At 66.9% G+C, this 26,174-nt stretch carries 26 protein-coding genes; 13 read left to right on the top strand and 13 right to left on the bottom strand.

Annotated elements, in window-relative coordinates; translation table 11 throughout:
• Positions 1-17: 17 nt before the first annotated feature.
• The gene (locus AC1Z3W_RS28545; RefSeq protein ID WP_175824915.1) at positions 18-794 is read right to left on the bottom strand and encodes an SDR family oxidoreductase; all 777 of its coding nucleotides are present in this window, start codon (positions 792-794) and stop codon (positions 18-20) included.
• 57 nt (positions 795-851) lie between these two features.
• Positions 852-1,910 (bottom strand): ATP-NAD kinase family protein, encoded by a 1,059-nt coding sequence (locus AC1Z3W_RS28550; protein WP_057925272.1) that lies wholly within the window; start codon positions 1,908-1,910, stop codon positions 852-854.
• 523 nt (positions 1,911-2,433) lie between these two features.
• Between AC1Z3W_RS28550 and AC1Z3W_RS28555 the strand changes: the two genes are divergently transcribed.
• Positions 2,434-4,350, top strand: a complete 1,917-nt coding sequence (locus AC1Z3W_RS28555) for a sigma-54-dependent Fis family transcriptional regulator (RefSeq protein ID WP_483508996.1) — start codon at positions 2,434-2,436, stop codon at positions 4,348-4,350.
• 20 nt (positions 4,351-4,370) lie between these two features.
• Here the strand turns inward: AC1Z3W_RS28555 and AC1Z3W_RS28560 are convergent, their stop codons facing one another.
• The gene (locus AC1Z3W_RS28560) at positions 4,371-4,814 is read right to left on the bottom strand and encodes a carboxymuconolactone decarboxylase family protein (RefSeq protein ID WP_057925274.1); all 444 of its coding nucleotides are present in this window, start codon (positions 4,812-4,814) and stop codon (positions 4,371-4,373) included.
• Positions 4,798-5,259, bottom strand: a complete 462-nt coding sequence (locus AC1Z3W_RS28565; RefSeq protein ID WP_057925275.1) for a MerR family transcriptional regulator — start codon at positions 5,257-5,259, stop codon at positions 4,798-4,800. The genes AC1Z3W_RS28560 and AC1Z3W_RS28565 overlap by 17 nt, the downstream gene beginning before the upstream one ends.
• A 286-nt stretch (positions 5,260-5,545) precedes the next feature.
• Here AC1Z3W_RS28565 and AC1Z3W_RS28570 point away from each other — a divergent pair, with 286 nt between their 5' ends.
• Entirely contained in the window at positions 5,546-6,157 is a 612-nt protein-coding gene (locus tag AC1Z3W_RS28570; protein WP_057925276.1) for a helix-hairpin-helix domain-containing protein, read from the top strand.
• A gap of 88 nt (positions 6,158-6,245) precedes the next feature.
• Positions 6,246-6,677, top strand: coding sequence for a YidB family protein (locus AC1Z3W_RS28575; RefSeq protein ID WP_057925277.1), 432 nt, complete (start codon positions 6,246-6,248; stop codon positions 6,675-6,677).
• Between the two features lie 132 nt (positions 6,678-6,809).
• Here AC1Z3W_RS28575 and clpB read toward each other — a convergent pair whose 3' ends face one another.
• Together clpB and AC1Z3W_RS28585 are read right to left on the bottom strand one after the other, a co-directional pair.
• Positions 6,810-9,407, bottom strand: a complete 2,598-nt coding sequence (gene clpB, locus AC1Z3W_RS28580) for an ATP-dependent chaperone ClpB (protein ID WP_057925278.1) — start codon at positions 9,405-9,407, stop codon at positions 6,810-6,812.
• Between the two features lie 156 nt (positions 9,408-9,563).
• Entirely contained in the window at positions 9,564-10,082 is a 519-nt protein-coding gene (locus AC1Z3W_RS28585) for an Rrf2 family transcriptional regulator (protein WP_057925279.1), read from the bottom strand.
• Between the two features lie 275 nt (positions 10,083-10,357).
• Here AC1Z3W_RS28585 and AC1Z3W_RS28590 point away from each other — a divergent pair, with 275 nt between their 5' ends.
• Positions 10,358-10,918, top strand: a complete 561-nt coding sequence (locus tag AC1Z3W_RS28590; protein ID WP_057925280.1) for a group III truncated hemoglobin — start codon at positions 10,358-10,360, stop codon at positions 10,916-10,918.
• 58 nt (positions 10,919-10,976) lie between these two features.
• Here AC1Z3W_RS28590 and AC1Z3W_RS28595 read toward each other — a convergent pair whose 3' ends face one another.
• From AC1Z3W_RS28595 to AC1Z3W_RS28620, 6 genes are all read right to left on the bottom strand, one after another.
• The gene (locus AC1Z3W_RS28595) at positions 10,977-11,453 is read right to left on the bottom strand and encodes a molybdenum cofactor biosynthesis protein MoaE (protein ID WP_057925281.1); all 477 of its coding nucleotides are present in this window, start codon (positions 11,451-11,453) and stop codon (positions 10,977-10,979) included.
• Between the two features lie 157 nt (positions 11,454-11,610).
• The gene (gene moaD / locus AC1Z3W_RS28600) at positions 11,611-11,868 is read right to left on the bottom strand and encodes a molybdopterin converting factor subunit 1 (protein ID WP_011885003.1); all 258 of its coding nucleotides are present in this window, start codon (positions 11,866-11,868) and stop codon (positions 11,611-11,613) included.
• A 19-nt stretch (positions 11,869-11,887) separates the two neighbouring features.
• Positions 11,888-13,135 carry a molybdopterin molybdotransferase MoeA gene (locus tag AC1Z3W_RS28605; RefSeq protein ID WP_483508997.1) on the bottom strand — a complete coding sequence of 416 codons (1,248 nt, stop codon included), beginning with the start codon at positions 13,133-13,135 and terminating at the stop codon, positions 11,888-11,890.
• Between the two features lie 256 nt (positions 13,136-13,391).
• Complete coding sequence (thrC, locus tag AC1Z3W_RS28610) at positions 13,392-14,843, bottom strand: threonine synthase (protein ID WP_057925435.1); 1,452 nt, start codon at positions 14,841-14,843, stop codon at positions 13,392-13,394.
• Positions 14,844-14,860: 17 nt separating this feature from the next.
• Positions 14,861-16,189, bottom strand: a complete 1,329-nt coding sequence (locus AC1Z3W_RS28615; protein WP_057925283.1) for a homoserine dehydrogenase — start codon at positions 16,187-16,189, stop codon at positions 14,861-14,863.
• 53 nt (positions 16,190-16,242) lie between these two features.
• Positions 16,243-17,481 carry a pyridoxal phosphate-dependent aminotransferase gene (locus tag AC1Z3W_RS28620; protein ID WP_057925284.1) on the bottom strand — a complete coding sequence of 413 codons (1,239 nt, stop codon included), beginning with the start codon at positions 17,479-17,481 and terminating at the stop codon, positions 16,243-16,245.
• Positions 17,482-17,797: 316 nt separating this feature from the next.
• On the opposite strand from AC1Z3W_RS28620, the gene AC1Z3W_RS28625 reads away from it, so the two are divergent.
• The gene (locus AC1Z3W_RS28625; RefSeq protein WP_006754746.1) at positions 17,798-18,172 is read left to right on the top strand and encodes an Mth938-like domain-containing protein; all 375 of its coding nucleotides are present in this window, start codon (positions 17,798-17,800) and stop codon (positions 18,170-18,172) included.
• Here the strand turns inward: AC1Z3W_RS28625 and AC1Z3W_RS28630 are convergent.
• Entirely contained in the window at positions 18,169-18,294 is a 126-nt protein-coding gene (locus AC1Z3W_RS28630) for a hypothetical protein (RefSeq protein WP_483508998.1), read from the bottom strand. The genes AC1Z3W_RS28625 and AC1Z3W_RS28630 overlap by 4 nt on opposite strands.
• Before the next feature lie 14 nt (positions 18,295-18,308).
• Between AC1Z3W_RS28630 and AC1Z3W_RS28635 the strand changes: the two genes are divergently transcribed.
• From AC1Z3W_RS28635 to AC1Z3W_RS28670, 8 genes are all read left to right on the top strand, one after another.
• On the top strand, positions 18,309-19,985 hold the full coding sequence (locus AC1Z3W_RS28635; RefSeq protein WP_175824917.1) for an ArnT family glycosyltransferase: 1,677 nt from the start codon (positions 18,309-18,311) through the stop codon (positions 19,983-19,985).
• Between the two features lie 13 nt (positions 19,986-19,998).
• Positions 19,999-20,370, top strand: coding sequence for an EamA family transporter (locus tag AC1Z3W_RS28640; protein ID WP_057925286.1), 372 nt, complete (start codon positions 19,999-20,001; stop codon positions 20,368-20,370).
• A 130-nt stretch (positions 20,371-20,500) separates the two neighbouring features.
• Positions 20,501-21,652 (top strand): DegT/DnrJ/EryC1/StrS family aminotransferase, encoded by a 1,152-nt coding sequence (locus tag AC1Z3W_RS28645; protein ID WP_175824918.1) that lies wholly within the window; start codon positions 20,501-20,503, stop codon positions 21,650-21,652.
• 6 nt (positions 21,653-21,658) lie between these two features.
• Positions 21,659-22,681 (top strand): glycosyltransferase, encoded by a 1,023-nt coding sequence (locus tag AC1Z3W_RS28650; protein ID WP_057925288.1) that lies wholly within the window; start codon positions 21,659-21,661, stop codon positions 22,679-22,681.
• Positions 22,678-23,625, top strand: a complete 948-nt coding sequence (locus AC1Z3W_RS28655) for a formyltransferase (RefSeq protein ID WP_175824919.1) — start codon at positions 22,678-22,680, stop codon at positions 23,623-23,625. The genes AC1Z3W_RS28650 and AC1Z3W_RS28655 overlap by 4 nt, the downstream gene beginning before the upstream one ends.
• Positions 23,622-24,677, top strand: a complete 1,056-nt coding sequence (locus tag AC1Z3W_RS28660) for a bifunctional UDP-4-keto-pentose/UDP-xylose synthase (protein ID WP_057925290.1) — start codon at positions 23,622-23,624, stop codon at positions 24,675-24,677. Before AC1Z3W_RS28655 ends, AC1Z3W_RS28660 begins: the two co-directional genes overlap by 4 nt.
• A 13-nt stretch (positions 24,678-24,690) precedes the next feature.
• Positions 24,691-25,587, top strand: a complete 897-nt coding sequence (locus tag AC1Z3W_RS28665; protein WP_124833189.1) for a polysaccharide deacetylase family protein — start codon at positions 24,691-24,693, stop codon at positions 25,585-25,587.
• A gap of 108 nt (positions 25,588-25,695) precedes the next feature.
• On the top strand, positions 25,696-26,157 hold the full coding sequence (locus AC1Z3W_RS28670; RefSeq protein WP_006756046.1) for a peroxiredoxin: 462 nt from the start codon (positions 25,696-25,698) through the stop codon (positions 26,155-26,157).
• Positions 26,158-26,174 lie beyond the last annotated feature (17 nt).

The following is a 26,174-nucleotide window of genomic DNA, read 5'->3' on the forward strand; positions in this document are numbered from 1 at the left end:
TGCACGGCCTGCGGCCGTCAGTGGAACGTGAAGCCGCCGTCGACGTTGACGGACTGGCCCGTCACGTTGTCCATCGTCGCGAAGAACAGCGCGAGCCGGCCCATGTCTTCCGGCGTCTGCGCGCGGCCCTGCGGAATCAGCGTCAACTGGTGCCGCTGCCACGACGCCTCGACCGTTTCGCCGTCGGTCTTCCACTCGTCGGACAGCCGGTCCCACATGTAGGTACGGACGATGCCGGGGCAGATCGCGTTGACGGTCACGCCGTCGCGCGCGAGCTCCTTCGCGAGCGCATTGGTGAAGCCGACGACCGCGAATTTCGATGCGCTGTAATGGGCGAGATTCGGAAAGCCTTCCTTTCCCGCGATCGACGCGACGTTGATGATCCGGCCGCGACCCTGCGCCTTCAGATGCCCGAGCGCCGCCCGGCAGCCGAGGAACGTGCCCTTTGCGTTCACGTCCATCACGAAATCCCAGTCACGCTCTGTCAGTTCAGCGACCGGATGAATGCTGATCACGCCCGCACAATTCACGAGGATGTCGAGCCCGCCGAGTTCGGCGATCGCCTGTGCGACCATCGCGTCGACCTGTGCGGCCTGCGTGACGTCGACCTTCGCAATCGTCGCTCGGCGGCCCAGCGCGCGCACCTCGCGCGCGGTGGCGTCGAGCGCGTCGTCGAGCAGATCGGCCAGCAGGATGTCGGCGCCGGCACCGGCGAGCGACAGCGCAATGCCGCGGCCGATGCCGCGCGCGCCGCCCGTGACGATGGCGACCTGTCCTTCGAGAGGGGTTGTCATGACGATGTCTCCTTGATGATCGTTATGGATGTCGAAGTCTTGCGTGAAACCGGATGCTCATTCGAGCCACGCGCCGGCGTCGCGCAATACCTGCCGAGACGACGCGTAACGCAGCGTGCGGCCGACATCGACCGTCAGCGGCCCGCACCAGTCGAGCGCGATCTCGTAGCGGTCGCCGCGCGCGACCTCGATCTCGCGCTCGCCGTCGAACGCGAGCGTGCCGTGCTCGAACGGAATCATCTGCCACGCCCCCGGTTCGAGCCGTTCGCAGCTGCGCATCACCACGCGATCGACGCGGCCGGGGGCGATCGGCGCGACGAGCGGCGTGCCGGCTGTCTTGCCGTCGGCGGCGAAGCGCATCGCAAGCCCGTGCGGCGCGCTGCGCTCGAGCGGCGCCCACGCGCCGCCGAGTGCGGACAGCCCGATGCCGTCCGGCTCCGCGAAGGTCAAGTAGAGCGTGTCGATATCGTCGGGCGCCGAAATCGCGCGCGCGCCGATGAAGCGCTGGCGTGCCGCGCACACGTCGACGAGCGCGATCTCCTCGCGCCCCGCGTTCGCACCCGCGACGCAGCGCACGACAAGCCGCTTGTTGCGCACGAACGCGACCTCGGCCGGCACGGCGCCGGTCGCGGCGAGTCCTGCCGCGACGCCCGCGACGGTCGCCTCGCGATGTTCGGGAAACGCGTTGTTGGTACCGGTGGACAGCGCGACGAGCGGTGTCGCACCGCAATGCGCGGCCACCGCGCGATGGGTGCCGTCGCCGCCGAGCACGACGATCAGCGCGACTTCCATCCGGTTCATGTATGCGGCGCCCGCCTGTGTGTCTGCGACGGAATCCGAGATCGGCAGGTCGACGAATTCGACGTCGGGCCAGCGCTCGTGCGGCGCGACCGCGCGATGCGTATCGAGCGCACGCATCAGCAGCGTCGCGATGCCCGTCCTGTCGCGCAAGGTCAGCACGCGCTCGACGCCCATCGCGCCGAGGCCGGCGAGCAGGCGCACGACCATGTTGGCCTTTTCCGCGGTCGGGAACACGGATGCATGCGTCGTCAGGCGGCGAATGTCGCGCCCCGATGCGGGGTTCGCGATCACGCCAACGGTCACGGGCGTCGTCACGGGCTTGTCTCCATCCAGTGGGCCAGCGCTCGCGCACCGGCCCTGCATGTGTCGTCCGCCGTCATCGAGGGCAGCGGATCGTCTTCGCCGACGCGACTGCGCCGGGCTTGCCCGTGACATCTGCAAGCGGCGTGCCATCGTGTGTGCAATGACCGGGAAACCCGCGCGCAAACTGGCTCGGCGGACATCCACGCCACCGACATCTGCTGCTGTTACAGCTCGGCGCGCCGCGAGACCGCCCCTGCGTCTCACGCCATCGATCGCGCGACACGCCAGCTTCGGCGGCGTAATCGGCGCTGCTGTCCGGCCGGCAACCCCGACGCACCGCGGCGCGGCATGCAACGCCGTGCTCCGGACCCCATCGCGCTCGCCATGCCCGCGCGTCTCAACCGCGCGAGACCGGCTGAGATACCGGTGAGACGAACGTCTCACGCCGCGCGCGTGCTGCGATGCAATGTGATCCGCGCAAGCGGATGTGCTACAAGAAGATCGAATTCCTCGCCGTACGGAACCGGAGCCGACCATGCCCTATGCCGTCCCCCAGGCCCAGCACGCCGACCGTGTGCTCGGCGCGCTCGCCGGACGCCTGCCCGCGCCGGCGGACTCCGCGCGTCTCGTCTCGTCGTGGCAGCGCTCGCTCGAGCGCTACGCGCTCGACCCCTCGTCATCGATCGGCCCGCGCGTGCTCACCGCGGCCGAGCTGCGCGAGGTGCGCGACAAGGAGGAGGCGTTCCTGCGCGCCTCGGGCCAGTGCCTCACGCGCCTGCACGACATGATTCGCGTCGCCGACTACTGCGTGATGCTGACCGACGCGCACGGCGTGACGATCGACTACCGGATCGATCGCGAGCGCCGCACCGACTTCCGCCATGCGGGGCTGCACATCGGCTCGTGCTGGTCGGAGAGCGAGGAAGGCACCTGCGGCGTCGCGAGCGTGCTGACCGATCTCGCCCCGATCACCGTGCACAAGACCGACCACTTCCGCGCCGCATTCACCACGCTCACCTGCAGCGCGGCCCCGATCTTCTCGCCGGGCGGCGAACTGATCGGCGTGCTCGATGCGTCGGCCGTCCAGTCGCCCGACGGCCGCGACAGCCAGCGTCTCGTGTATCAGCTCGTGCGGCAGAGCGCGGCGCTGATCGAGGATGGGTATTTCGTGCACAGCACCGCGCAGCACTGGATATTGTTCGGGCATCCGAACCGTCACTACGTCGAGGCACAGCCCGAATGGCTGATCGCATTCGACGAATGCGGCAACATCGTCGCCGCGAACCGGCAGGCGCGCGACGCGCTGCCGGCGCTGCGCGAACCGCGCCATATCGACGAGATCTTCGATGCGACCGAGATGCCGCTGCGCGACGCCGCACGGCTCGATGCGATCGTCGCGCTGCGGCTGCGCGCGACCGGTGCCCCGCTCTATGCGCGACTGCGTGCGCCGCTACGGCGTGCCGGCCGCGAAACCGGCACCGCATCGCGCCGCCCCGGCACCGCGCAGCGTCATGTCGGCGCGCTGACGCCGTTCCTGAACAGCAGCGACGCGCGCGTCGCGCAGCAGGCCGAACTCGCGCTGCGCGTCGCGAGCAAGCGGCTGCCGATCCTCGTGCTGGGTGAAACCGGCGCGGGCAAGGAAGTGTTCGCGCGCGCGATCCACGACGCCGGTGCGCGGCGTGCGCGGCCGTTCGTCGCGGTCAACTGCGGCGCGCTACCCGAAGCGCTGATCGAAAGCGAACTGTTCGGCTACGCGGCCGGCGCGTTCACCGGTGCGCGCAAGCATGGCGCGCGCGGCAAGATCGCACTCGCCGACGGCGGCACGCTGTTCCTCGACGAAATCGGCGACATGCCGCTCACGCTGCAGACGCGCCTGCTGCGCGTGCTCGCCGACGGCGAGGTCGTGCCGCTCGGCAGCGATACGCCCGTGCGCGTCGATCTCGACGTGATCTGCGCGACGCACCGCGATCTCGCGCAGATGGTGGCCGACGGCACGTTCCGCGAGGACCTGTATTACCGGCTGAGCGGCGCAACGTTCGAACTGCCGCCGCTGCGCGAGCGCGCGGACGTGCGCGACGTGATCGCCGCGGTGTTCGCCGAAGAGGCGCAGGCGACCGGCCACGTGCTCATGCTCGACGCGACGCTCGCCGAACAGCTCGCTGCCTATCCGTGGCCCGGCAACGTGCGCCAGTTGCGCAACGTGCTGCGTTATGCGTGCGCGGTGTGCGACGCCGCGCGCGTGACGGCGCGCGACCTGCCGGCCGATCTCGCCGCTCAGCTCAGTGCCGGTCCGGCCGGCGCGCTGCCGGACGACGAACGCAGCCGCATCGTCGCGGCACTCACCGCGCATCGCTGGCGGCCCGACGCGGCCGCGGAAGCGCTCGGCATCTCGCGCGCGACGCTATACCGGCGCATCGCGAAGCACCGGATCGTCGCGCCGCACCGCGCGTAATGCGCGAGCGCGCCTACCGCTCATGCCTCATGCACGGCTGCTTCGCGCGCGTTCGCGGTGTCACCGGTCTCGCCGGCCGCTTCGTCGCGCCGCGTAAACACCTCGTGTGCGGCGAACAGCGCGTTGAGCGCGGCCGGAAAGCCCGCATAGACGGCCATCTGCATGAACACCTCGACGATCTCGTCGCGCGTGCAGCCGACGTTCAGCGCGGCCTCGATATGCACCTTCAGTTGCGGCTGCGCGTTGCCGAGCGCGGCCAGCGCCGCGATCGTCGCGATTTCGCGCGCTTTCAGGTCGAGCTGCGGCCGGCTGTAGATGTCGCCGAAACCGAACTCGACGATCAGCCGCCCGAAGTCCGGCGCGATCGGTGCGAGGGCCGCAATCACGCGCTCACCCACTTCGCCGTCGATTTCCTTCAGTTTGTTCCAGCCGCGCGTATAGCGGTCTTCAACGAGTCGTTCCATTGTGTCCGTCCTGTTCCGATAGAGCGTGAGAAGGTTTTGCCCGTCGTGCCATATCCCGCTCCTGTGCCTCATAGTTCACGATCTTGTCGCTGATCACGTCGAGGCTCGCCTGCAGCTCCGCGATATGCGCGCGCACCGCGTCGCGATGCGCGACCAGCAGGCTGCGCCGCGCACCGAAGGTCGACTCGCCTTGCGCGCGCAGTGTCGCGAATGCCTGCATCTGCGCGATCGGCATGCCGGTCGCCTTCAGGCGCATCACGAAGGCCAGCCAGTCAAGGTCGGCCGGCGCATAGAGCCGGTGCCCGGCCGCCGTGCGCGAAATCGCGCGCAGCAGGCCGGCCTGCTCGTAGTACCGCAGCGTATGCGTCGACAAGCCGGTCATTTCGGCGACCTGGCCGATCGTCAGCGGGCCGGCGGAGGAAGGTTGGGATACGGTTTTCGACATGGCAGGAACAAGGTTAGGAGTTAGAGTTCACTCTAAGTCAAGCCCTGTCGAACAGCCAGCACGACGAATATCGGCGACGCTCCGGCAACACCGTAAAGAATGGTCAAAATCGCCGCCCGGCGCGGGTTTCGGTCTTTACAGCGACGCAGGCCTTCAGCAAGATTCGGTCAGCTTGTCTCAAAAAGGGCACGCATTTGTCCTATGCTTAACGGCGACGCCCGGCCAGGCCTCGCGCCGTCGTCCGTTGCAACAGCCATTCATCCGTCAGAACCAGGGAGCCTTTGCCATGCTGAAAAAGCTGCTGATGCTGTTCGTCGCGCTGTCGCTGTCGCTCGCCGCCGGTCTCGCCGCGGCCGTCGAAGTCAACACGGCCGACCAGGCCGCGCTCGAATCGGTGAAGGGGCTCGGGCCCGTGAAGTCGAAGGCAATCATCGACGAACGCACCAAGAACGGCCCGTTCAAGGATGCGGACGATCTCGCGAACCGCGTGAAGGGTCTCGGCACGAAATCGGTCGGGCATCTCGAGGAAAACGGCCTGACGGTCGGCGGCTCGTCGACGCCGCCGAAGGGCGTGAAGCTGTCGAAGCCGGCCGCGACCACGTCGACGACCACGTCGGCCACGACGTCGGCGGGCACCGCGTCGACATCGACGACCGCGACCGCCGGCACGACGGCGACGGCACCGGCGCCGGCCGCGAGCGCACCCGAAGCGGCAACCAAGCCGGCGAAGAGCAAGCGCGCATCGAAGAAGGACAAGGCGGCCGCAGCCGCGGCGGCATCCGCCGACGCGGGCGCGAGCGCGCCGGCCGCAGCGTCGTCCACGAAGGCGGCGAAGGGTTCGAAGAAGAAGAGCAAGAAGGACAAGGCAGCCTCCGCCGCCGCGGCGTCGGGCGCCTGATGTGCGCCGCGCGCGCGACGGCGTGCGCGCGGCATTCGATCAACGGGCGCCGTCGTTGCGGCGCCCTTTTCAGTGAAGGTGAAGAACCATGGGTCTCCTCGACATCGTCGGTGGTCTGATCGGCGGCCAGGCCGGCGGCAACTCGCAAAGCGCACTCATCACGACCGCGCTCGAATTCATCAACAACCAGCCGGGCGGCCTGAACGGGCTGATCGAGAAGTTCAAGGCCGGCGGCGCCGGCGACATCATCGGCTCGTGGGTCGGCACGGGCGAAAACCAGCCGATCTCGGCGGACACGCTGCAGAACGTGCTCGGCTCCGACGCCGTCGGCGCGCTCGCGAGCAAGGTCGGCATCGATCCGTCCCAGGCATCGTCGATCCTTGCGCAGGTGCTGCCGCACGTCGTCAACGGCGCGACGCCGAACGGCGAAGTGCCGGCCGGCGGCCAGGTCGACACGTCGAACGTGCTCGGCGCTCTCACGCAGCTCGCCGGCATGTTCGGCGGCAACAAGCAGGCCTGAGCCCGCACGCACCGCACCGGCTGACGGCCGCGGCAGCTATTTCGGCCGCTCCATATGCAAACACCCCGCCTGAGCGGGGTGTTTGTTTTTGCGCGCCCGGCGCGAACCGGGCGTGCGGCCGATGACCGGCGATCAGTGCACGACGCGGTCGAACACGAACTTGCCGTCGTTGACGTCGACCGGGATCACGTCCTTCGGACCGAAGCGGCCCGCGAGGATCAGCTTCGCGACCGGGTTCTCGATCTCCTGCTGAATCGCGCGCTTCAGCGGTCGCGCGCCGAACAGCGGATCGTAGCCGACCTTGCCGATCTGTTCGAGCGCCGCCGGCGACACGTCGAGCGCCATGTCGAGCTTCGCAAGCCGGTCGTGCAGGCGGGCGAGCTGGATCTTCGCGATCGACTCGATGTTGCTGCGATCGAGCGCGTGGAACACGACGACGTCGTCGATCCGGTTCAGGAACTCCGGACGGAAGTGCTGCTTCACCTCGAGCCACACGGCGTCCTTGATCTCTTCCTGCGGAGACCCCGTCATGGCCTGGATCACCTGCGAGCCGAGGTTCGACGTCATCACGATCACCGTGTTCTTGAAGTCGACCGTACGGCCCTGCCCGTCGGTCATGCGACCGTCGTCGAGCACCTGCAGCAGTACGTTGAACACGTCCGGATGCGCCTTCTCGATCTCGTCGAGCAGGATCACGCTGTACGGCTTGCGGCGCACGGCCTCCGTCAGGTAGCCGCCTTCCTCGTAGCCGACATAGCCCGGCGGCGCGCCGATCAGTCGCGCGACGCTGTGCTTCTCCATGAACTCGCTCATGTCGATGCGGATCAGATGCTCTTCCGAATCGAACAGGAACGCCGCCAGCGCCTTGCACAGCTCGGTCTTGCCGACACCCGTCGGGCCGAGGAACAGGAACGAGCCGTACGGACGGTTCGGATCGGCGAGACCCGCGCGCGAACGACGGATCGCATCCGCGACCGCGCTGATCGCCTCGTGCTGGCCAACCACGCGCTCGTGCAGCTTTTCCTCGATGTGCAGCAGCTTCTCGCGTTCGCCCTGCATCATTCGCGACACCGGAATCCCGGTTGCGCGCGACACGACTTCCGCGATTTCTTCCGCACCGACCTGCGTGCGCAGCAGGCGCGGACGCGTCGGGTTGTGCTGCTCCTGCTCTTCGGCCTGCGTAACCTGCTTCAGTTGCGACTCGAGTTGCGGCAGCTTGCCGTACTGCAGTTCGGCGACCTTCTCCAGCTTGCCTTCGCGCTGCAGACGCGCGATGTCGGCCCGCACCTTCTCGATCTCTTCCTTGAGCTGCGCGCTGCCCTGCACCGCGGCCTTCTCGGCGGTCCAGATCTCATCGAGGTCCGCATATTCGCGGCCCAGACGCTCGATCTCTTCCTCGATCAGCTGCAGGCGCTTCTGCGATGCCTCGTCCTGCTCCTTCTTCACGGCCTCGCGTTCGATCTTCAGCTGGATCAGACGACGGTCGAGCTTGTCCATCTCTTCGGGCTTCGAATCGATTTCCATCTTGATCTTCGATGCAGCCTCGTCGATCAGGTCGATGGCCTTGTCCGGCAGGAAACGGTCGGTGATGTAGCGGTGCGACAGCTCGGCCGCGGCGACGATCGCCGGGTCGGTAATGTCGACGCCGTGGTGCAGTTCGTACTTCTCCTGCAACCCGCGCAGGATCGCGATCGTCGCCTCGACGCTCGGCTCGTCGACAAGCACCTTCTGGAAGCGGCGCTCGAGCGCGGCATCCTTCTCGATGTACTTGCGGTATTCGTCGAGCGTGGTCGCGCCGATGCAATGCAGCTCGCCGCGCGACAGCGCCGGCTTCAGCATGTTGCCTGCGTCCATCGCGCCTTCGGCCTTGCCGGCGCCGACCATCGTGTGGATCTCGTCGATGAACACGATCGTCTGGCCTTCGTCCTTCGCGATGTCGTTGAGCACGGCCTTCAGGCGCTCCTCGAACTCGCCGCGGTACTTCGCGCCGGCGAGCAAGGCGGCCATGTCGAGCGACAGCACGCGCTTGCCCTTCAGCGTTTCGGGCACTTCGCCGTTGACGATCCGCTGCGCGAGCCCTTCGACGATCGCGGTCTTGCCGACGCCCGGCTCGCCGATCAGCACCGGGTTGTTCTTGGTGCGGCGCTGCAGGATCTGGATCGAGCGGCGGATTTCGTCGTCGCGGCCGATCACCGGGTCGAGCTTGCCCGCGCGGGCGCGCTCGGTCAGGTCGACCGTGTATTTCTTCAGCGCCTCGCGCTGGCTCTCCGCGTCCTGGCTGTGCACCTGCGAACCGCCGCGCACCGCGGCGATCGCGGCTTCGAGCGCCTTGCGCGTGAGGCCGTGCTGACGGGCGAGCTTGCCGGCTTCGCCCTTGTCGTCGGACACGGCGAGCAGGAACATCTCGCTCGCGATGAACGTGTCGTTGAGCTTCTGCGCTTCCTTGTCGGCCTGGTTCAGCAGCCCGGCCAGCTCGCGGCCGATCTGGATGTCGCCGCCCGTGCCCGTCACTTGCGGCAGGCGCGAAATGGCCTCGTTCAGCGCGCCTTGCAGCGCCTGCACGTGAACGCCTGCGCGCGACATCAGCGAGCGGGCAGAGCCGTCCTGCTGCGCGACCAGCGCCGCCAGCACGTGAACGGGTTCGATGTATTGATTGTCGCGACCTGCCGCGAGACTTTGCGCGTCCGAGAGCGCTTCCTGGAACTTGGTGGTGAGCTTGTCGATTCTCATTTAGTGAGACCTCCAATTTTCGATTAACACCAAGATGAGGATCGTTATACGGGTTTCAAGCGAAATTCGGGTTGATTCAGCGCAAAAATTGCCGGATGGCGATGTGGCGGCCTGCGGGCGCGCCGCGGCCGGCCGAGGAGGGGCTGCGCCGGCGTGTCAGCCGGCTTTCGAGGATGATTCGGCGGACGCAGGCGCGTCATCCACCGACGGCTCGGCACGCACCAGCGCGATCGGACGAATGCCCAGCAGCGCGACGAGCGGCGACGCGGGTACGGCGAGCTCGCCGAGCGTGTGGCGGTCGAGTTCGGTGAAGAACGCGTCGCGCGCGGCCGCCAGCACGCCCTTCAGGCGGCACTGGGGCTCGATCACGCAGCCGCGCGACTCGCCGCCGTCGGCCGAAAAGCAGCCGACCAGCGCGAAATCGCTCTCGGTCGCGCGCACCACCTGCCCGACCGTCAGCTTCAGCGAGTCGGGGAACAGCCGCAGCCCGCCGTTGCGGCCGCGAACGGTATCGACCCAGCCGAGCTCGCCGAGCTGCTGGACGACCTTCATCAGATGGTTCTTCGAGATGCCGTAGGCGTCCGAGATCTCCTGGATCGTCGCGAGCCCCTCGCCGCGCACGGCGAGGTACAACATGACGCGCAACGAGTAGTCGGTGTAGTCGGTGAGTCTCATGAGCGAATACGGAAAATTATCGATCGTGCCCCGATGATGCGAGCCGGGTCAATCGAAGCGCGCGCCGGATCGACTGTCCGGGCCGCTTGACGGCGCCGGGTTGCCGAGACGGCCTGCGCGCAATAAGATGCGTGGCATCTACACATTTTTCAGGCATCAGTGGACGCTATTTTGCGTCAAAATCCTGTCGGCGTCCTGCGCATTGCCCGCGCTGCCGTTCCGCCGGCACGGTGCCGACGCCCCGCCAACGCCCCGATTTTCCGGCCCTTTTTGCCATGACTGCCCTGCCCGCCTCGCCCGATACCGTGCCGGCCCGCCCCCGCGACGCCGAACCGACCGAAGACAACATCCGCGATCTCGTGTACGCGTTCTACGACCGCGTGCGCGCCGATCCGCTGCTCGGCCCCGTGTTCGACGCGAAGCTGAACGGTCGCTGGGACGACCATCTGCCGAAGATGGTCAACTTCTGGTCGAGCCTCGTGCTCGGCACCAAAGGCTATCGCGGCAACGTGCAGCAGGCGCATCAACCGCTCGACGGGATCGAGCCCGCGCATTTCAGCCGCTGGCTGTCGCTGTTCCTGAAGACCGTCGAGGGGCGCTACACGCCGCCCGCGGCGATCCGCTTCATGGAACCGGCGCTGCGGATCGCGCAGAGCCTGCAGCTGAGCCGCTTCGGCTGGGATTATCAGATTCCGCCCGAGCAGCAGGCGCTGCTCGATGCGATCGCACCGCGTCGCCGCGACGCGGGCGACGATCCGCATGCGCTGCCGTCACGCGCCCGCGGCGAGCCGTTTCCGACGAAGATCATCGGGCGCGGCGTCGATCCGGACGCCTGAGCGGCTTGCGACAATCGAACGGCCTGCGGCACAACGCCGCACGCCCCAAACGCTGCGCTCAGCGCGGCGTGTTGCCCGATTCGACGCCCCAGCGCGCGAGCGCCGCATCGTCGGTGCTGCGGGCGTCGACCCAGCGTTCGCCGTCCGGCGTCGTTTCCTTCTTCCAGAACGGCGCCTCGGTCTTCAGGTAGTCCATCACGAACTCGCACGACGCGAACGCGTCGCCGCGGTGCGACGCGACCGTCGCGACCATCACGATCTGGTCGAGCGGCAACAGCCGGCCGACGCGATGCACGATCGCGACGTCGATCCCGGGCCAGCGCCGGCCGGCTTCGGCGGCAATCTTCTCGAGCGCCTTTTCGGTCATCCCCGGATAGTGCTCGAGCTCCATCGCGGCAACCGAATCGCCTTCGTTCAGGTCGCGCACCGTGCCGACGAAGCACGCGACCGCGCCGATCTTCGGGTTGCGCGCGCGCAATGCCGCGACTTCGGCGTTCAGGTTGAAATCATCGGTCTGGATTCGTACGGTAGCCATCGTTCGGTCCTGTCGACCAGAGTTAGCGCTTTAGCGCTTACTCTGGTCCCATGCTTCGCGGTCGACCAGAGTTGGCGCTTGAGCACTTCCTCCGCTCCCATGCTTCGCGGTCGACCAGAGTCAGCGCTTGAGCCCTTCCTCTAGCCCCATGCAAAGCTCAGCCGCCGGTCACCGGCGGAAAAAACGCGACCTCGCAGCCGTCGGTAAGCCGCGTCTCCGGGTCGGTCATCTCGTGATTGCACGCCATGCGCAACGCGCGCCCTTCGGCGAGCGTCTCGGCCCACGCGCCGCCGCGCAGGCGCAGCCATGCGCGTACGTCGCCGACGGTCGTCACGCCGTCCGGCACGTCGGCCTGCTCGTCGGATACGCCTAGCGCCTCGCGCACGCTTGCAAAGAATTTCAGCTGAATCTTCATAGGTCGGGAAGCCATCGCATTACGACAGCAGTTCGGAAAACGGAATGAAACGCACGGTCTCGCCCGCGCTGATCGCGTGCTGCGGCGGATTGTCGATCAGGCCGTCGCCCCAGACCGTCGACGTCAGCACCGCCGAACTCTGGTTCGGGAACAGGTCGAGACCGCCGGCGGCATTGACGCGCGCGCGCAGGAATTCGTTGCGCCGGTCGCCCTTGCTTTGCGAGAAGTCCGCGCGCAGCGACAGCGCGCGCGGCGCGACGTCGCGCACGCCGGACAGGCGCAGCAGGAACGGCCGCACGAACAGCAGGAACGTGACGAAGCTCGACACGGGGTTGCCCGGCAGCCCGATGAAGTGCGCATCGGGGCGTGCGTCGCCGCGGCGCACCGCGCCGAACGCGAGCGGCTTGCCGGGCTTCATCGCGATCTGCCACAGCGCGAGCCGCCCTTCGGCCTCGACTGCCGGTTTCACGTGATCCTCGTCGCCGACCGATACGCCACCGCTCGTCAGGATCACGTCGTGATCGCGCGTGGCCTCGCGCAGCGTGTCGCGCGTCGCGGCGAGCGAATCGGGCACGATCCCGTAGTCGGTCACATGGCAGCCGAGCCGCTCGAGCAGCCCGCGCAACGTGAAACGGTTCGAGTTGTAGATCGCACCGGGTTTCAGCGGCTCGCCGGGCATCGTCAGTTCGTCGCCGGTGAAGAACACCGCGACGCGAGTCCGCCGCGCGACCGGCAACTGCGCACAGCCGACCGATGCGGCGAGGCCGAGCGCCTGCGGCATGAGCCGCGTGCCGGCCGGAAGGATCACCGCCCCCTGGCGGATGTCCGCGCCCTGCGCGGTGATCCATTCACCGGCCTTCGGCGTGTGCAGGATCTCGACCGCATCGCCGTCAGCCGACGCCTGTTCCTGCATCACGACGGCGTCGGCGCCGGGCGGCACCGTCGCGCCGGTGAAGATCCGCGCGGCCGTACCCGCCGCGAGTGGCACGGCCGGATGGCCGGCCGGGATCCGCTGCGACACCGGCAGGCGCCGTTCGCCGTGCAGCAGGTCCGCGACGCGCACCGCATAGCCGTCCATCGCGCTCGTATGCATCGGCGGCACGTCGAGCGGCGAGCTCACGTCGGCCGCCAGCACGCGGCCGAGCGCATCGAGCGTCGCGACGGTTTCGGCGCCGGGCAGCGGCTTCGCAGCTTCGAGCAGCGCGGCGAGCGCTTCCGCGGTCGACAGCATCGGCGCGCGCGGCGCCACGGAATTCGGATTCGACATCGATGGAATCGGGGGATCGTTGGAGTCAATACGTCATTGTAGCGACGCCGTCGCGCGGACGTGCGATATGGCGGACATGCGAAAACTGTGATCGGCGCGAAAGCGCGGCACTGGCACTTGTTTCGCGCGGCACCGGACGGCATGCGCGCGCACGGCCGGCGCCAAACGAAACGGCCGGAACCCCGATCCGTGAGACGAATCGGCATTCCGGCCGTCCAGCACCGCCGGCCTTGCGACCCGGTGGCCCGACGCTACGTTACGCGCCCGTATGCGCGGCGATGAAGTCCTTCACCTGCTGCGCGTCGGCCTTCACGACCTCGAAACGCTGCGGCAGCGCCTCGAGCCCGTCGAATGCGGCCGGCCGCTCGGCTTCGCGATCGAGCGCTTCGCGGATCGTCTCGCCGAACTTGATCGGCTGGGCCGTTTCGAGCACGACCATCGGCACGCCCGCATCGAGATGCTCGCGCGCGACCTTCACGCCGTCGGCCGTGTGCGTATCGATCATCGTGTCGTAGCGCGAGAACACGTCGCGGATCGTCGCGATGCGGTCCGGGTGGCTGCTGCGGCCCGACACGAAGCCGAACTCGGCCACGCGCGCGAAATCGCCGCTCGCCGCGAGATCGAACCCGCCCTTCTCCTCGACGTCGCGGAACAGCTGCATCACACGTGCCGGATCGCGGCCGAGCAGGTCGAACACGAAGCGCTCGAAGTTCGACGCCTTCGAGATATCCATGCTCGGGCTGCTCGTGTGATACGTGTTCTCCGCGCTGCGCACGCGATATGCGCCGGTGCGGAAGAACTCGTCGAGCACGTCGTTCTCGTTGGTCGCGACCACGAGCTTCGCGATCGGCAGGCCCATCATCCGTGCGATGTGGCCCGCGCAGACGTTGCCGAAGTTGCCCGACGGCACCGTGAACGACACGCGCTCGTCATTGGACTGCGTCGCCGCGAAATAGCCCTTGAAGTAGTACACGACCTGCGCGACGACGCGCGCCCAGTTGATCGAGTTGACGGTGCCGATCTTCTGCTGCGCCTTGAACGCGTGATCGTTCGATACGGCCTTCACGATGTCCTGGCAGTCGTCGAACACGCCTTCGACCGCGAGGTTGAAGATGTTCGGATCCTGCAGGCTGAACATCTGGGCCGTCTGGAACGCGCTCATCTTCTTGTGCGGCGACAGCATGAACACGCGCACGCCGGCCTTGCCGCGCATCGCGTATTCGGCCGCGCTGCCCGTGTCGCCCGACGTCGCGCCGAGAATGTTCAGCGCTTCGCCGTGCTTCGCGAGCGTGTACTCGAACAGGTTGCCGAGCAGCTGCATCGCCATGTCCTTGAACGCGAGCGTCGGGCCGTTCGACAACTCGAGCAGCGACAGTGCCGCGCCGTTCTCGGTGCCGAGCGTCTTCAGCGGCGTGATGTCGGACGCGTTCTCGCCGTGGCGCGTGTTGCTGTACACGGCCGCCGTGTACGTGCGGCGCGTGATCGCGCGCAGGTCGTCGGCCGGCACGTCGTCGCAGAACTTCGACAGGATCTCGAACGCGAGATCCGCGTACGGCAGCGTGCGCCAGCGCGCGAGTTCGTCGGCGGACACCTTCGGGTACTCGGCCGGCAGGTACAGCCCACCGTCCTTCGCAAGACCGCCGAGCAGGATGTCGGAGAACGTGTGGCGCTCGCCGATGCCGGCGCCGCGCGTGGAGATGTAGTTCATCATGTCGTTCCTGGCCCTCAGTTCAGCGCTTCCATGCGCAGCTTCGTCACCTTCGAGACCACCGTCGAGAGGTTCTCGATCTGCACGATCGCCGCATTGACGTTCTTCTCGAGCGTGACGTGCGTGATCAGGATGATGTCGGTTTCGCCGTTCGCGTCGTCGACCTGCTCCGACTCCTTCTGCAGCAGCGCGTCGATCGAGATGCCCGATGCGGCGAGGATGCGCGTGATGTCGGCGAGCACGCCCGTCTGGTCGGCCACGCGCAGGCGCAGGTAGTAGCCGCTCGTCACTTCGTCGATCGGCAGGATCGGCGTGTTCGACAGGCTGTCCGGCTGGAACGCGAGGTGCGGCACGCGATGCTCCGGGTCGGCCGTATGCAGGCGCGTGACATCGACGAGATCCGCGACGACCGCCGATGCGGTCGGCTCCGCGCCGGCACCCTTGCCGTAGTACAGCGTCGTGCCGACCGCGTCGCCGTGCACGACGACCGCGTTCATCGCGCCCTCGACGTTCGCGAGCAGGCGCTTCTCGGGAATCAGCGTCGGGTGCACGCGCAGTTCGATGCCTTTTTCGGCGCGGCGCGTGATGCCGAGCAGCTTGATCCGGTAGCCGAGCTCTTCCGCGTAGCGGATATCGGTCGCATCGAGCTTGCTGATGCCTTCGACGTACGCGCGATCGAACTGGACCGGCACGCCGAACGCGATCGCGCTCATGATGGTCGCCTTGTGCGCGGCGTCGACGCCTTCGATGTCGAAGGTCGGATCGGCTTCCGCGTAGCCGAGCTCCTGCGCGGCCTTCAGCGCGGTCGCGAAGTCGAGCCCGCGGTCGCGCATTTCCGACAGGATGTAGTTCGTCGTGCCGTTGATGATGCCCGCGATGTACTGGATGCGGTTGGCGGTCAGGCCTTCGCGCAGCGCCTTGATGATCGGGATGCCGCCGGCGACGGCCGCCTCGAACGCGACCATCACGCCCTTTTCGCGCGCGGCCTCGAAGATCTCGGTGCCGTGCACCGCGAGCAGCGCCTTGTTCGCCGTCACGACGTGCTTGCCGTTCGCGATCGCGCGCAGCACGAGCTCGCGCGCGATGCCCGTGCCGCCGATCATCTCGGCGATGATCGCGATCGACGGATCGTCGACGACCGCGTTGAAGTCGTCGGTGATCTGCGCGGCGCCGGCGTTGCCGCCGAGCGCAGCCTGCGCCTTGGCCGGGTTGCGCACCGCAATGCGCGCAATCTCGATGCCGCGCCCCGCGCGTCGCTTGATTTCTTCCTGGTTGCGGTGCAGCACCGTGAAGGTGCCGCTACCGACGGTGCCGAAGCCCAACAGGCCAACTTTGATCGGTTCCATGCTGCGTGTGATCGATGAGTAAGAGTGAATGAATGCCGGGTGATCCTGTCCGCTCAGACAGAATGGCGCTTGCGGTAGCCGTCGAGGAAGCGCGCGATCCGGTTGATCGAATCGGTCAGGTCGTCGAGATTCGGCAGGAACACCACGCGGAAGTGATCCGGGGCCGCCCAGTTGAAGCCCGTCCCCTGCACGAGCAGCACGCGTTCCTCAAGCAACAAGTCGAGGATGAACTGCTGGTCGTTCTGGATCGGATAAAGCTTCGGATCGAGGCGCGGGAACATGTACAGCGCGGCCTGCGGCTTCACGCAGGTCACGCCGGGAATCGACGTGAGCATGTCGTACGCGAGCTCGCGCTGCTTGTACAGGCGCCCGCTCGGCACGATCAGCTCGTTGATGCTCTGGTAGCCGCCGAGCGCGGTCTGGATCGCGAACTGCCCGGGCACGTTCGCACACAGGCGCATCGACGAAAGGATCCCCAGGCCTTCCAGGTAATCCTTCGCGCGCCGGCGGTTGTCGCCGCCGAGGCCCGACACGGCCATCCAGCCCGCGCGGTAGCCGCACGAGCGATAGCTCTTCGACAGGCTGTTGAACGTGACGGTGATCACGTCTTCCGACAGCGAACCCAGCGCGGTGTGCTCGAGCTCGTCGTAGACGATCTTGTCGTAGACCTCGTCGGCGAACACGATCAGCCCGTGCTGGCGCGCGATCTCGAGCAATTCGAGCAGCAATTCGTCGGAATAAAGCGCGCCGGTCGGGTTATTCGGGTTGATCACGACGATCGCCTTGGTGTTCGGCGTGATCTTGCGGCGGATGTCGTCGAGGTCGGGCATCCACGCGTTCTGCTCGTCGCACACGTAGTGCACGGGCGTGCCGCCCGACAGGCTCACGGCGGCCGTCCACAGCGGGTAGTCGGGCGCCGGCAGCAGCACCTCGTCGCCGTCGTTCAGGAGCGCCTGGGTCGCCATCACGATCAGCTCGGACGCGCCGTTGCCGATGTAGATGTCGTCGAGGCCGACGCCCACGACGCCCTTTTGCTGCGTGTAGTGCATCACGGCCTTGCGGGCCGAGAACACGCCCTTCGAATCCGAATAGCCGGACGACGCCGGCAAATTGCGGATCATGTCCTGGATGATCTCGTCCGGCGCGTCGAACCCGAACGGCGCGAGGTTGCCGATGTTCAGCTTGATGATGCGGTGGCCTTCTTCCTCGAGGCGCTTCGCGTGCTCGAGCACCGGGCCACGGATGTCGTAGCAGACGTTGAGCAGCTTGTTCGACTTCTGAATCGGTTTCACGACGACACGTTTCCTGGGTTGGCCTTGCGGCCGGGGGACGGGATCAAAACTGGAGAGCGGCCGGTCTGCGCGCGCTGTCTAGACTGGGAAAAAGCGGGCGGTCGGACGCAGCTTGTGGCGACGCACGATGCAAGTGGCGCCCGGGGGCGACCAAAAAGTTATAATTTAGCGGATTTTGGCCGACTTTCGCAATGCACCATGGCCGCTGCGGGCCCGCGCCGTCAGGCGTCCCGCGCGCGCCGGGTCGCGAAACCGGCCGCCCGGGCCCGTGCGGCCCTTGCCAGACATTCCCTCCACGGAACCGCGGAATACCGATTTGAAACTGCACCAGGACACGAGCGGCGCGCTCAACACCGTCACCGGCTACGGCCCCGATTATGTCGACGTCAATCTCCAACGCCACGAAGGCAGCGTCATCGTGCTGCCCGGCGCGCCGGTGCGGGACTGGCCCGTGTCGTCGTTCGACGCGCTCGCGCCCGAGCATTTCGCGATGCTGCTCGACCCGGCACCCGAACTCGTGATCTTCGGCAGCGGCGCGCGGCTGCGCTTCCCGCACCCGCGGCTCGTGGCCGCGCTCACGGCCAAGCGGATCGGCGTCGAGACGATGGATTTCCAGGCCGCCTGCCGTACCTACAACATCCTGATGGCCGAGGGCCGCAAAGTCGCCGCCGCGCTCTTAATTGAACGTTAATCCCCGATGCGGTAAAACTCGGGCCGGCGCACCGGGTCGATCCCCGGATCATCATCCGGATCGATCACCGGCAGCCCGCCCGCCTCCGGCGCAACCCGCCGGCGGCCCATCACAACAACCAACAGGCTGAAAATCCATGAACGATACGCCGTCGAGGCTACCGCTCAATCGCATCACGCTCGCCCTCCTGCTCGTCGCGCTCGCGATCGTCTGGTTCGCGCCGCTCGGGCTGCGCCACCTGATCCCGAGCGACGAAGGCCGCTACGCGGAGATGGCTCGCGAAATGTTCGTCACCGGCGACTGGATCACGCCGCGCTACAACGGCTACAAGTACTTCGAAAAGCCGCCGCTGCAGACCTGGCTGAACGCGCTCACGTTCGCGTGGTTCGGCATCGGCGAATGGCAGGCGCGCCTCTACACGGGCCTCGCCAGCTTCGCCGGCGTGCTGCTGGTCGGCTTCACGGGCGCGCGCCTGTTCAATCCGCTGTCGGGCTTCCTCGCGGCCGTCGTGCTCGCGTGCTCGCCGTACTGGAACCTGATGGGCCACTTCAACGCGCTCGACATGGGGCTCGCGTTCTGGATGGCGCTGTCGCTCTGCGCGCTGCTGCTCGCGCAGCGCCCCGGGCTGCGCGCGAGCGCGGTGCGCGGCTGGATGTGGATATGCTGGGCCGCGATGGCGTTCGCCGTGCTGTCCAAGGGCCTCGTCGGCCTGATCCTCCCGGGCGCCGTCCTGGTGCTCTATACGCTGATCGCCCGCGACTGGGCGCTGTGGAAACGGCTGTACCTGGTGAGCGGCCTCGTGATCTTCTTCGCGATCGTCACGCCATGGTTCGTGCTCGTCCAGCAGCGCAACCCCGAGTTCTTCAACTTCTTCTTCATCGTCCAGCAGTTCCGCCGGTACCTGACCCCCGAACAGAACCGCCCGGGCCCGCTCTATTATTTCGTGCCGGTGCTGCTGGTCGGCTTCCTGCCGTGGCTCTCCGTCGCGTGGCAGAGCATCCGCCATGCGCTGCACATGCCGCGCCAGCCGAACGGCTTCTCCCCGATGCTCGTGCTGCTGATCTGGAGCGCGTTCATCTTCCTGTTCTTCAGCGCGTCGCATTCGAAGCTAATCTCGTACGTGCTGCCGGTCGCGCCGGCACTTGCGCTGATGATCGGCGCATACCTGCCGCTGATGACCGCCGAGCGGTTCCGCCGCCACCTGCTCGGCTACCTCGTGTTTCTCGTCGTCGCGGCGTTCGGAATCATCTTCCTCGCCTACCAGGGCGACGCACGCACGCCGAACGCGCTGTACCGCGCGTTCCAGATGTGGCTGTACGCAGGCCTCGCAGTCGCGGCCGCGCTGACGCTCGCGGCCGCGTGGCTCAACCGCCGCGCGGGCGTCGCGGCCGCGATCGCCGCGTTCGGCGCCGCATGGCTCGCGTTCGGCACGATCGGCGGCACCGGCCACGACGAATTCGGCCGCTACAGCTCGGGCGCGCTGCTCGCACCCGCCGTGCGCGCCGAACTGGCGAAGCTGCCGCCCGACACGCCGTTCTACTCGATCCAGATGCTCGATCACACGTTCCCGTTCTATATGGGCCACACGACGATCATGGTCCAGCGCCAGGACGAGCTCTCATTCGGGATCTCGGTCGAGCCGAACAAATGGATCCCGACCGTCGACCAATGGATCGAACGCTGGAAGCAGGAAACCCATGCGCTCGCGATCATGCCGCCCGGCCAGTACGACACGCTGGTCAAGCAAGGCGTGCCGATGCGCGTGATCGCGCGCGACAACCGCCGCGTGATCGTCGAGAAACCGCAATCGTAAGGACGCCCACCGCATGAATCCCGTTTCGTTCGTCTGCATCATCACCGGCGTGATGCTCAACGCCTGTGCGCAACTTCTGCTGAAAGCCGGCGTCAACGCCGTTGGACACTTCGAATTCAGCCGTGCGAACCTCATCCCGGTCGGCCTGAAGATCGCGACCCAGCTGCCGATCATCGGCGGCCTCGGCTGCTACGTGCTGAGCGTCGTCGTCTGGATCCTCGGGCTCTCGCGGGTCGACGTGTCGATCGCGTATCCGATGCTGTCGCTCGGCTACGTGGTCAATGCGTTCGCCGCCTGGTACCTGTTCGGCGAAGTGCTGTCGGTGCAACGGCTCGTCGGCATCGGCATCATCCTGATCGGCGTGCTCGTGCTCGCGCGAAGCTGAGCACGCCCCGCCGCGTTAAGCGTCCGCCTACAAAAAATCACGGTACGAATCCGCCAACCGGTGTTTAATGCCGGTTTCGGGCCGGATCGCCCGACCCCTTTATTACACGCCATTACAGGCCAACGCGTTCATGAGCCAGACTACCGCTCCGTTTCTGCCGTTCACTCGCCCCGAGATCGATGAGGAAACCATCCAGGGCGTCGTCGACGTGCTGCGCTCGGGTTGGATCACCACCGGCCCGCAGAGCCAGAAATTCGAAGCCGCGCTGTCCGAGTATTGCGGCGGCCGTCCGGTCCGTGCGTTCAATTCCGGCACCTGCACGCTCGAGATCGGCCTGCGCATCGCAGGCGTCGGCCCGGGCGACGAGGTGATCACGACGCCGGCGACGTGGGTGTCGACCAGCAACGTGATCCTCGAGACCGGCGCGACGCCCGTGTTCGCCGACATCGACCCCGTCACGCGCAACATCGACCTCGACAAGCTCGAGCAGGCGATCACGCCGCGCACGAAGGCAATCATCCCGGTCTACCTGGCCGGCCTGCCGGTCGACATGGACCGCCTGTACGCGATCGCACGCGCGCACAACCTGCGCGTGATCGAGGACGCCGCGCAGGCACTCGGCTCGACGTGGCAAGGCAAGCGCATCGGCGCGCTCGGCGACATCGTGTCGTTCAGCTTCCACGCGAACAAGAACCTGACGACGATCGAAGGCGGCGCGCTCGTGCTGAACAACGAGGCCGAGGCGACGCTTGCGCAGAAGTACCGGCTGCAGGGCATCACGCGCACGGGCTTCGACGGGATGGACTGCGACGTGCTCGGCGGCAAGTACAACCTGACCGACGTCGCCGCTCGCGTCGGCCTCGGCCAACTGCCGCACCTCGAGCGCTTCACCGCGCAGCGCCGCGCACTGGCGCGCGCGTATTTCGCCGCGCTCGACGACGGCCCGGCCGTGAAGCTCGGGCTCGGCCTGCCCGTCGCCGATTTCGAGAACAGCAACTGGCACATGTTCCAGGTCACGCTGCCGCTCGACCGGTTGTCGATCTCGCGCGCCGATTTCATGGCGCAGATGAAGGAACGCGGGATCGGCACGGGCGTCCACTACCCGGCCATCCATCTTTTCACGCTGTACCGTGCACGCGGCTTCAAGGAGGGCATGTTCCCCCACGCCGAGCGGTACGGCGCGTCGACCGTCACGCTGCCGCTCTTCACGCAGATGACGGAAAACGACGTGCGTCGCGTGGCCGACGCCATCAACCAGATTTGCGAACAATACGGAAAATAAGCGTACATGAATCACCTTGAAGCACGCGCCGGGCATCCGGGCGCCGCGAACCCGGAAGTATCGGTCATCATCCCCGTGTACAACGAGGAAGACGGCCTGGCTGCGCTGTTCGCGCGGCTGTACCCGGCACTCGACGCACTCGGCACGTCGTACGAAGTGATCCTGATCAACGATGGCAGCCGCGACCGCTCGGCCGCGATGCTGGCGGACCAGTTCCACGTGCGGCCCGACACGACGCGCGTCGTGCTGCTCAACGGCAACTACGGCCAGCACATGGCGATCCTCGCCGGCTTCGCGCAGTCGCGCGGCGACATCGTCATCACGCTCGACGCCGACCTGCAGAATCCGCCCGAGGAAATCGGCAAGCTGATCGCGAAGATGCGCGAGGGCTACGACTACGTCGGCTCGATCCGCAAGCAGCGCCAGGACAGCCTGTGGCGGCGCAAGGCGTCGCAGATGATGAACCGGCTGCGCGAGCGCATCACGCGGATCAAGATGACCGACCAGGGTTGCATGCTGCGCGCGTACAGCCGCCGCATCATCGACACGATCAACGTGTGCGGCGAAGTCAACACGTTCATCCCCGCGCTCGCGTACACGTTCGCGCAGAAGCCGACTGAAATCGAGGTCGCGCACGAGGAACGTTTCGCGGGCGAATCGAAGTACTCGCTGTACAGCCTGATCCGGCTGAACTTCGACCTCGTGACGGGCTTCTCGGTCGTGCCGCTGCAGTGGCTGTCGTTCATCGGCGTGATCCTGTCGCTCGGCTCCGCCGCGCTGTTCGTGCTGCTACTCGTACGCCGCTTCATCGTCGGCGCGGAAGTGCAAGGCGTGTTCACGCTGTTCGCGATCACGTTCTTCCTGCTCGGCGTGATCATCTTCGCGCTCGGCCTGCTCGGCGAATACGTCGGCCGGATCTACCAGCAGGTGCGCGCACGGCCGCGCTACCTGATCCAGGCCGTGCTCGAGCAGCACGACGGCATGCCGGCGGTGCCGGCCGGCACGAACCGCACGGAGGCGTCGCAATGAAGCCGCGCGCCGTCGTCTTCGCGTATCACAACGTCGGCGTGCGCTGCCTGCAGGTGCTGCTGGCACGCGGCGTCGACGTCGCGCTCGTCGTCACGCACGAGGACAACCCGAACGAGAACATCTGGTTCGGCAGCGTCGCGTCCGTCGCCGCCGAGCACGGAATTCCGGTCGTCACGCCAGCCGACCCCGCCGATCCAGCGCTGCACCGCACGGTATCCGACGCACAGCCGGACTTCATCTTCTCGTTCTACTACCGCCACATGCTGCCGGTGGACCTGCTCGCGATCGCGCCGCGCGGCGCGTACAACATGCACGGTTCGCTGCTGCCGAAATACCGGGGTCGGGTACCGACCAACTGGGCCGTGCTGAACGGCGAAACGGAGACCGGCGCGACGCTGCACGAGATGGCCGCAAAGCCGGACGCCGGCGCGATCATCGGCCAGACCGCGGTGCCGATCCTGCCCGACGACACGGCCACGCAGGTGTTCGACAAGGTGACGGTCGCCGCCGAGCAGACGCTCTGGCGCGTGCTGCCCGCGCTGCTCGCGGGCGACGCGCCGCATCTGCCGAACGATCTCGCGAGCGGCAGCTACTACGGCGGCCGCAAGCCGGAAGACGGCCGCATCGACTGGTCGAAGCCGGCCGCGCAGGTCTACAACCTGGTGCGCGCGGTCGCGCCTCCGTATCCGGGCGCGTTCACCGACGTCGGCGGCACGCGTTTCGTGGTCGCCCGCGCACGCCTCGCGGCGCCCGGCAGCGCCGCCGCCTCGGCCGCGGCAGATTTGCCGCCCGGCCTGCACGTAAGCGATAATGCACTATTCGGCGTCTGCGGCGACCGCCGCGCCCTATCCATTCTCGAGCTGTGGCAGCAGCGCGACGGCAGCGAAACCGTCGTGACGCCCGCGGAATTCGCGCAGTTCATTCATTCTTCCCGTCATTCATGAAAGCAAAAAAAGTCCTGATCCTGGGTGTGAACGGCTTCATCGGCCATCACCTGTCGAAGCGCATTCTTGAAACCACCGATTGGGAAGTGTTCGGCATGGACATGCAGACCGATCGGCTGGGCGATCTCGTCAACCACGAGCGGATGCATTTCTTCGAAGGCGACATCACGATCAACAAGGAGTGGGTCGAGTATCACGTGAAGAAGTGCGACGTGATCCTGCCGCTCGTCGCGATCGCGACGCCCGCGACCTACGTCCAGCAGCCGCTGCGCGTTTTCGAGCTCGACTTCGAGGCGAACCTGCCGATCGTGCGTTCGGCCGTCAAGTACGGCAAGCATCTCGTGTTCCCGTCGACCTCCGAGGTCTACGGCATGTGCTCGGACGAGCAGTTCGATCCGGATGCATCGGCGCTCACCTACGGCCCGATCAACAAGCCGCGCTGGATCTACGCGTGCTCGAAGCAGCTGATGGACCGCGTGATCTGGGGCTACGGGATGGAAGGCCTGAACTTCACGCTGTTCCGTCCGTTCAACTGGATCGGCCCGGGCCTCGACTCGATCTACACGCCGAAGGAAGGCAGCTCGCGCGTGGTCACGCAGTTCCTCGGCCACATCGTGCGCGGCGAGAACATCAGCCTCGTCGACGGCGGCTCGCAAAAGCGCGCGTTCACGGACATCGACGACGGCATCAGCGCGCTGATGAAGATCATCGAGAACAAGAACGGTGTCGCGTCGGGCAAGATCTACAACATCGGGAATCCGAAGAATAACTTCTCGGTTCGCGAGCTCGCGCACAAGATGCTCGAACTGGCCGCCGAGTTCCCGGAGTACGCCGATCTGGCCAAGCAGGTGCAGCTCGTCGAAACGACATCGGGCGCGTACTACGGCAGCGGCTACCAGGACGTGCAGAACCGCGTGCCGAAGATCGACAACACGATGCAGGAGCTCGCATGGGCGCCGCAATCGACGTTCGACGACGCGCTGCGCAAGATCTTCGAAGCGTATCGCGGCCACGTCGCCGACGCGCGCGCGCTCGTCGAACAGCAAGGCTGACCGGGACGCTCGCTTGGCTCGTATCGTTCTCAAGATCGACGTCGACACGCTGCGCGGCACGCGCGAAGGCGTGCCGAACCTCGCGCGCATCTTCGACCGCTTCAGTGCGCGCGCGACCTTCCTCTTCAGCCTCGGGCCCGATCACACGGGCTGGGCGCTGCGGCGCGTGTTCCGCCCCGGCTTCCTGAAGAAGGTGTCGCGCACGTCGGTGGTCGAGCATTACGGCGTGAAGCAGCTGATGTACGGCGTGCTGCTGCCGGGCCCCGACATCGGCCGCCGTGCGATCGCCGACATGCGCGCGATCCACGAGGCCGGCTTCGAATGCGGGATCCACACGTGGGATCACGTGTACTGGCAGGACAACGTGCGCGTGCGCGATCGCGACTGGACCGCGCGCGAAATGCAGAAGAGCCACGCACGCTTCGTCGACGTCTTCGGCGCGCCGCCCGTCACGCACGGCGCGGCCGGCTGGCAGATGAACGACGCGGCGTTCGAGCAGATCGACGCATGGGGGATGCGCTACGCATCCGACGGTCGCGGCCATTCGCCGTACCTGCCCGTGGTCGGCGGCCGCACGCTGTCGCACGTGCAGATGCCGACCACGCTGCCGACGCTCGACGAAGTGCTCGGCATCGACGGCATCGACACGCACAATGTCGCCGCGCATATCCTGAAGTTCACGGAAACCAACCCGCACGACCAGGTGTTCACGCTGCACGCGGAACTGGAAGGCCAGAAGCTCGCGGCCGTGTTCGAGCAACTGCTCGCCGGCTGGCGCACGCAGGGCCATACGTTTGTGACGATGGGCGATTACCACGCGACGCTGGACCGCGACTCGCTGCCATCGTACCCTGTCACGTGGGGCGAGATCCCCGGGCGCTCCGGCGAACTGATCGTCCAGCCCGACTGAGTTCGCGCGCGCCGGCGCCGCGTGCCGCGCCCTTGCGGCGTGCCGCCGCGACGCCCCGCCGAACCGCGCCGCCCGAGCGGCGCCTTTCCATAACAACAGGAGAAACACGTGTCCGTCGAAGTTGACCGTCAAGTTCCCGATTTCACCGCACCGGCTACGGGCGGCGACATTTCGCTGTCCGACCTGAAGGGCAAGAAGCTCGTCCTGTATTTCTATCCGAAGGACAACACGCCGGGCTGCACGACCGAAGGCCTGCAGTTCCGCGATCTCTATCCGAAGTTCAAGAAGGCCGGCGCCGAAGTCATCGGCGTGTCGCGCGACAGCCTGCGCTCGCATGACAATTTCAAGGCAAAGCTCGAACTGCCGTTCCCGCTGATTTCCGATGCCGACGAAGCACTGTGCGCGCTGTTCGATGTCATCAAGATGAAGAAGATGTATGGCAAGGAAGTGCGCGGAATCGAGCGTTCGACGTTCCTCATCGACGCCGACGGCGTGCTTCGCCAGGCATGGCGCGGCATCAAGGTGCCCGGTCACGTGGACGACGTGCTAAGTGCTGTACAAGCGCTTTGAGGCGCGTTATATTGGGC

It is taken from the genome of Burkholderia sp. 10_S31 (assembly GCF_056930375.1).

Bases quoted from the DNA above. Each gene is read 5' to 3' on its own strand.
- AC1Z3W_RS28545 (WP_175824915.1), bottom strand. From the start codon at position 794: ATGACAACCCCTCTCGAAGGACAGGTCGCCATCGTCACGGGCGGCGCG.
- AC1Z3W_RS28590 (WP_057925280.1), top strand. From the start codon at position 10,358: ATGACTGCCCTGCCCGCCTCGCCCGATACCGTGCCGGCCCGCCCCCGC.
- AC1Z3W_RS28655 (WP_175824919.1), top strand. From the start codon at position 22,678: ATGAAGCCGCGCGCCGTCGTCTTCGCGTATCACAACGTCGGCGTGCGC.
- AC1Z3W_RS28585 (WP_057925279.1), bottom strand. From the start codon at position 10,082: ATGAGACTCACCGACTACACCGACTACTCGTTGCGCGTCATGTTGTAC.
- clpB (WP_057925278.1), bottom strand. From the start codon at position 9,407: ATGAGAATCGACAAGCTCACCACCAAGTTCCAGGAAGCGCTCTCGGAC.
- AC1Z3W_RS28595 (WP_057925281.1), bottom strand. From the start codon at position 11,453: ATGGCTACCGTACGAATCCAGACCGATGATTTCAACCTGAACGCCGAA.
- AC1Z3W_RS28635 (WP_175824917.1), top strand. From the start codon at position 18,309: ATGAACGATACGCCGTCGAGGCTACCGCTCAATCGCATCACGCTCGCC.
- AC1Z3W_RS28650 (WP_057925288.1), top strand. From the start codon at position 21,659: ATGAATCACCTTGAAGCACGCGCCGGGCATCCGGGCGCCGCGAACCCG.
- thrC (WP_057925435.1), bottom strand. From the start codon at position 14,843: ATGAACTACATCTCCACGCGCGGCGCCGGCATCGGCGAGCGCCACACG.
- AC1Z3W_RS28615 (WP_057925283.1), bottom strand. From the start codon at position 16,189: ATGGAACCGATCAAAGTTGGCCTGTTGGGCTTCGGCACCGTCGGTAGC.
- AC1Z3W_RS28660 (WP_057925290.1), top strand. From the start codon at position 23,622: ATGAAAGCAAAAAAAGTCCTGATCCTGGGTGTGAACGGCTTCATCGGC.
- AC1Z3W_RS28605 (WP_483508997.1), bottom strand. From the start codon at position 13,135: ATGTCGAATCCGAATTCCGTGGCGCCGCGCGCGCCGATGCTGTCGACC.
- AC1Z3W_RS28565 (WP_057925275.1), bottom strand. From the start codon at position 5,259: ATGTCGAAAACCGTATCCCAACCTTCCTCCGCCGGCCCGCTGACGATC.
- AC1Z3W_RS28560 (WP_057925274.1), bottom strand. From the start codon at position 4,814: ATGGAACGACTCGTTGAAGACCGCTATACGCGCGGCTGGAACAAACTG.
- moaD (WP_011885003.1), bottom strand. From the start codon at position 11,868: ATGAAGATTCAGCTGAAATTCTTTGCAAGCGTGCGCGAGGCGCTAGGC.
- AC1Z3W_RS28645 (WP_175824918.1), top strand. From the start codon at position 20,501: ATGAGCCAGACTACCGCTCCGTTTCTGCCGTTCACTCGCCCCGAGATC.
- AC1Z3W_RS28555 (WP_483508996.1), top strand. From the start codon at position 2,434: ATGCCCTATGCCGTCCCCCAGGCCCAGCACGCCGACCGTGTGCTCGGC.
- AC1Z3W_RS28575 (WP_057925277.1), top strand. From the start codon at position 6,246: ATGGGTCTCCTCGACATCGTCGGTGGTCTGATCGGCGGCCAGGCCGGC.
- AC1Z3W_RS28570 (WP_057925276.1), top strand. From the start codon at position 5,546: ATGCTGAAAAAGCTGCTGATGCTGTTCGTCGCGCTGTCGCTGTCGCTC.
- AC1Z3W_RS28640 (WP_057925286.1), top strand. From the start codon at position 19,999: ATGAATCCCGTTTCGTTCGTCTGCATCATCACCGGCGTGATGCTCAAC.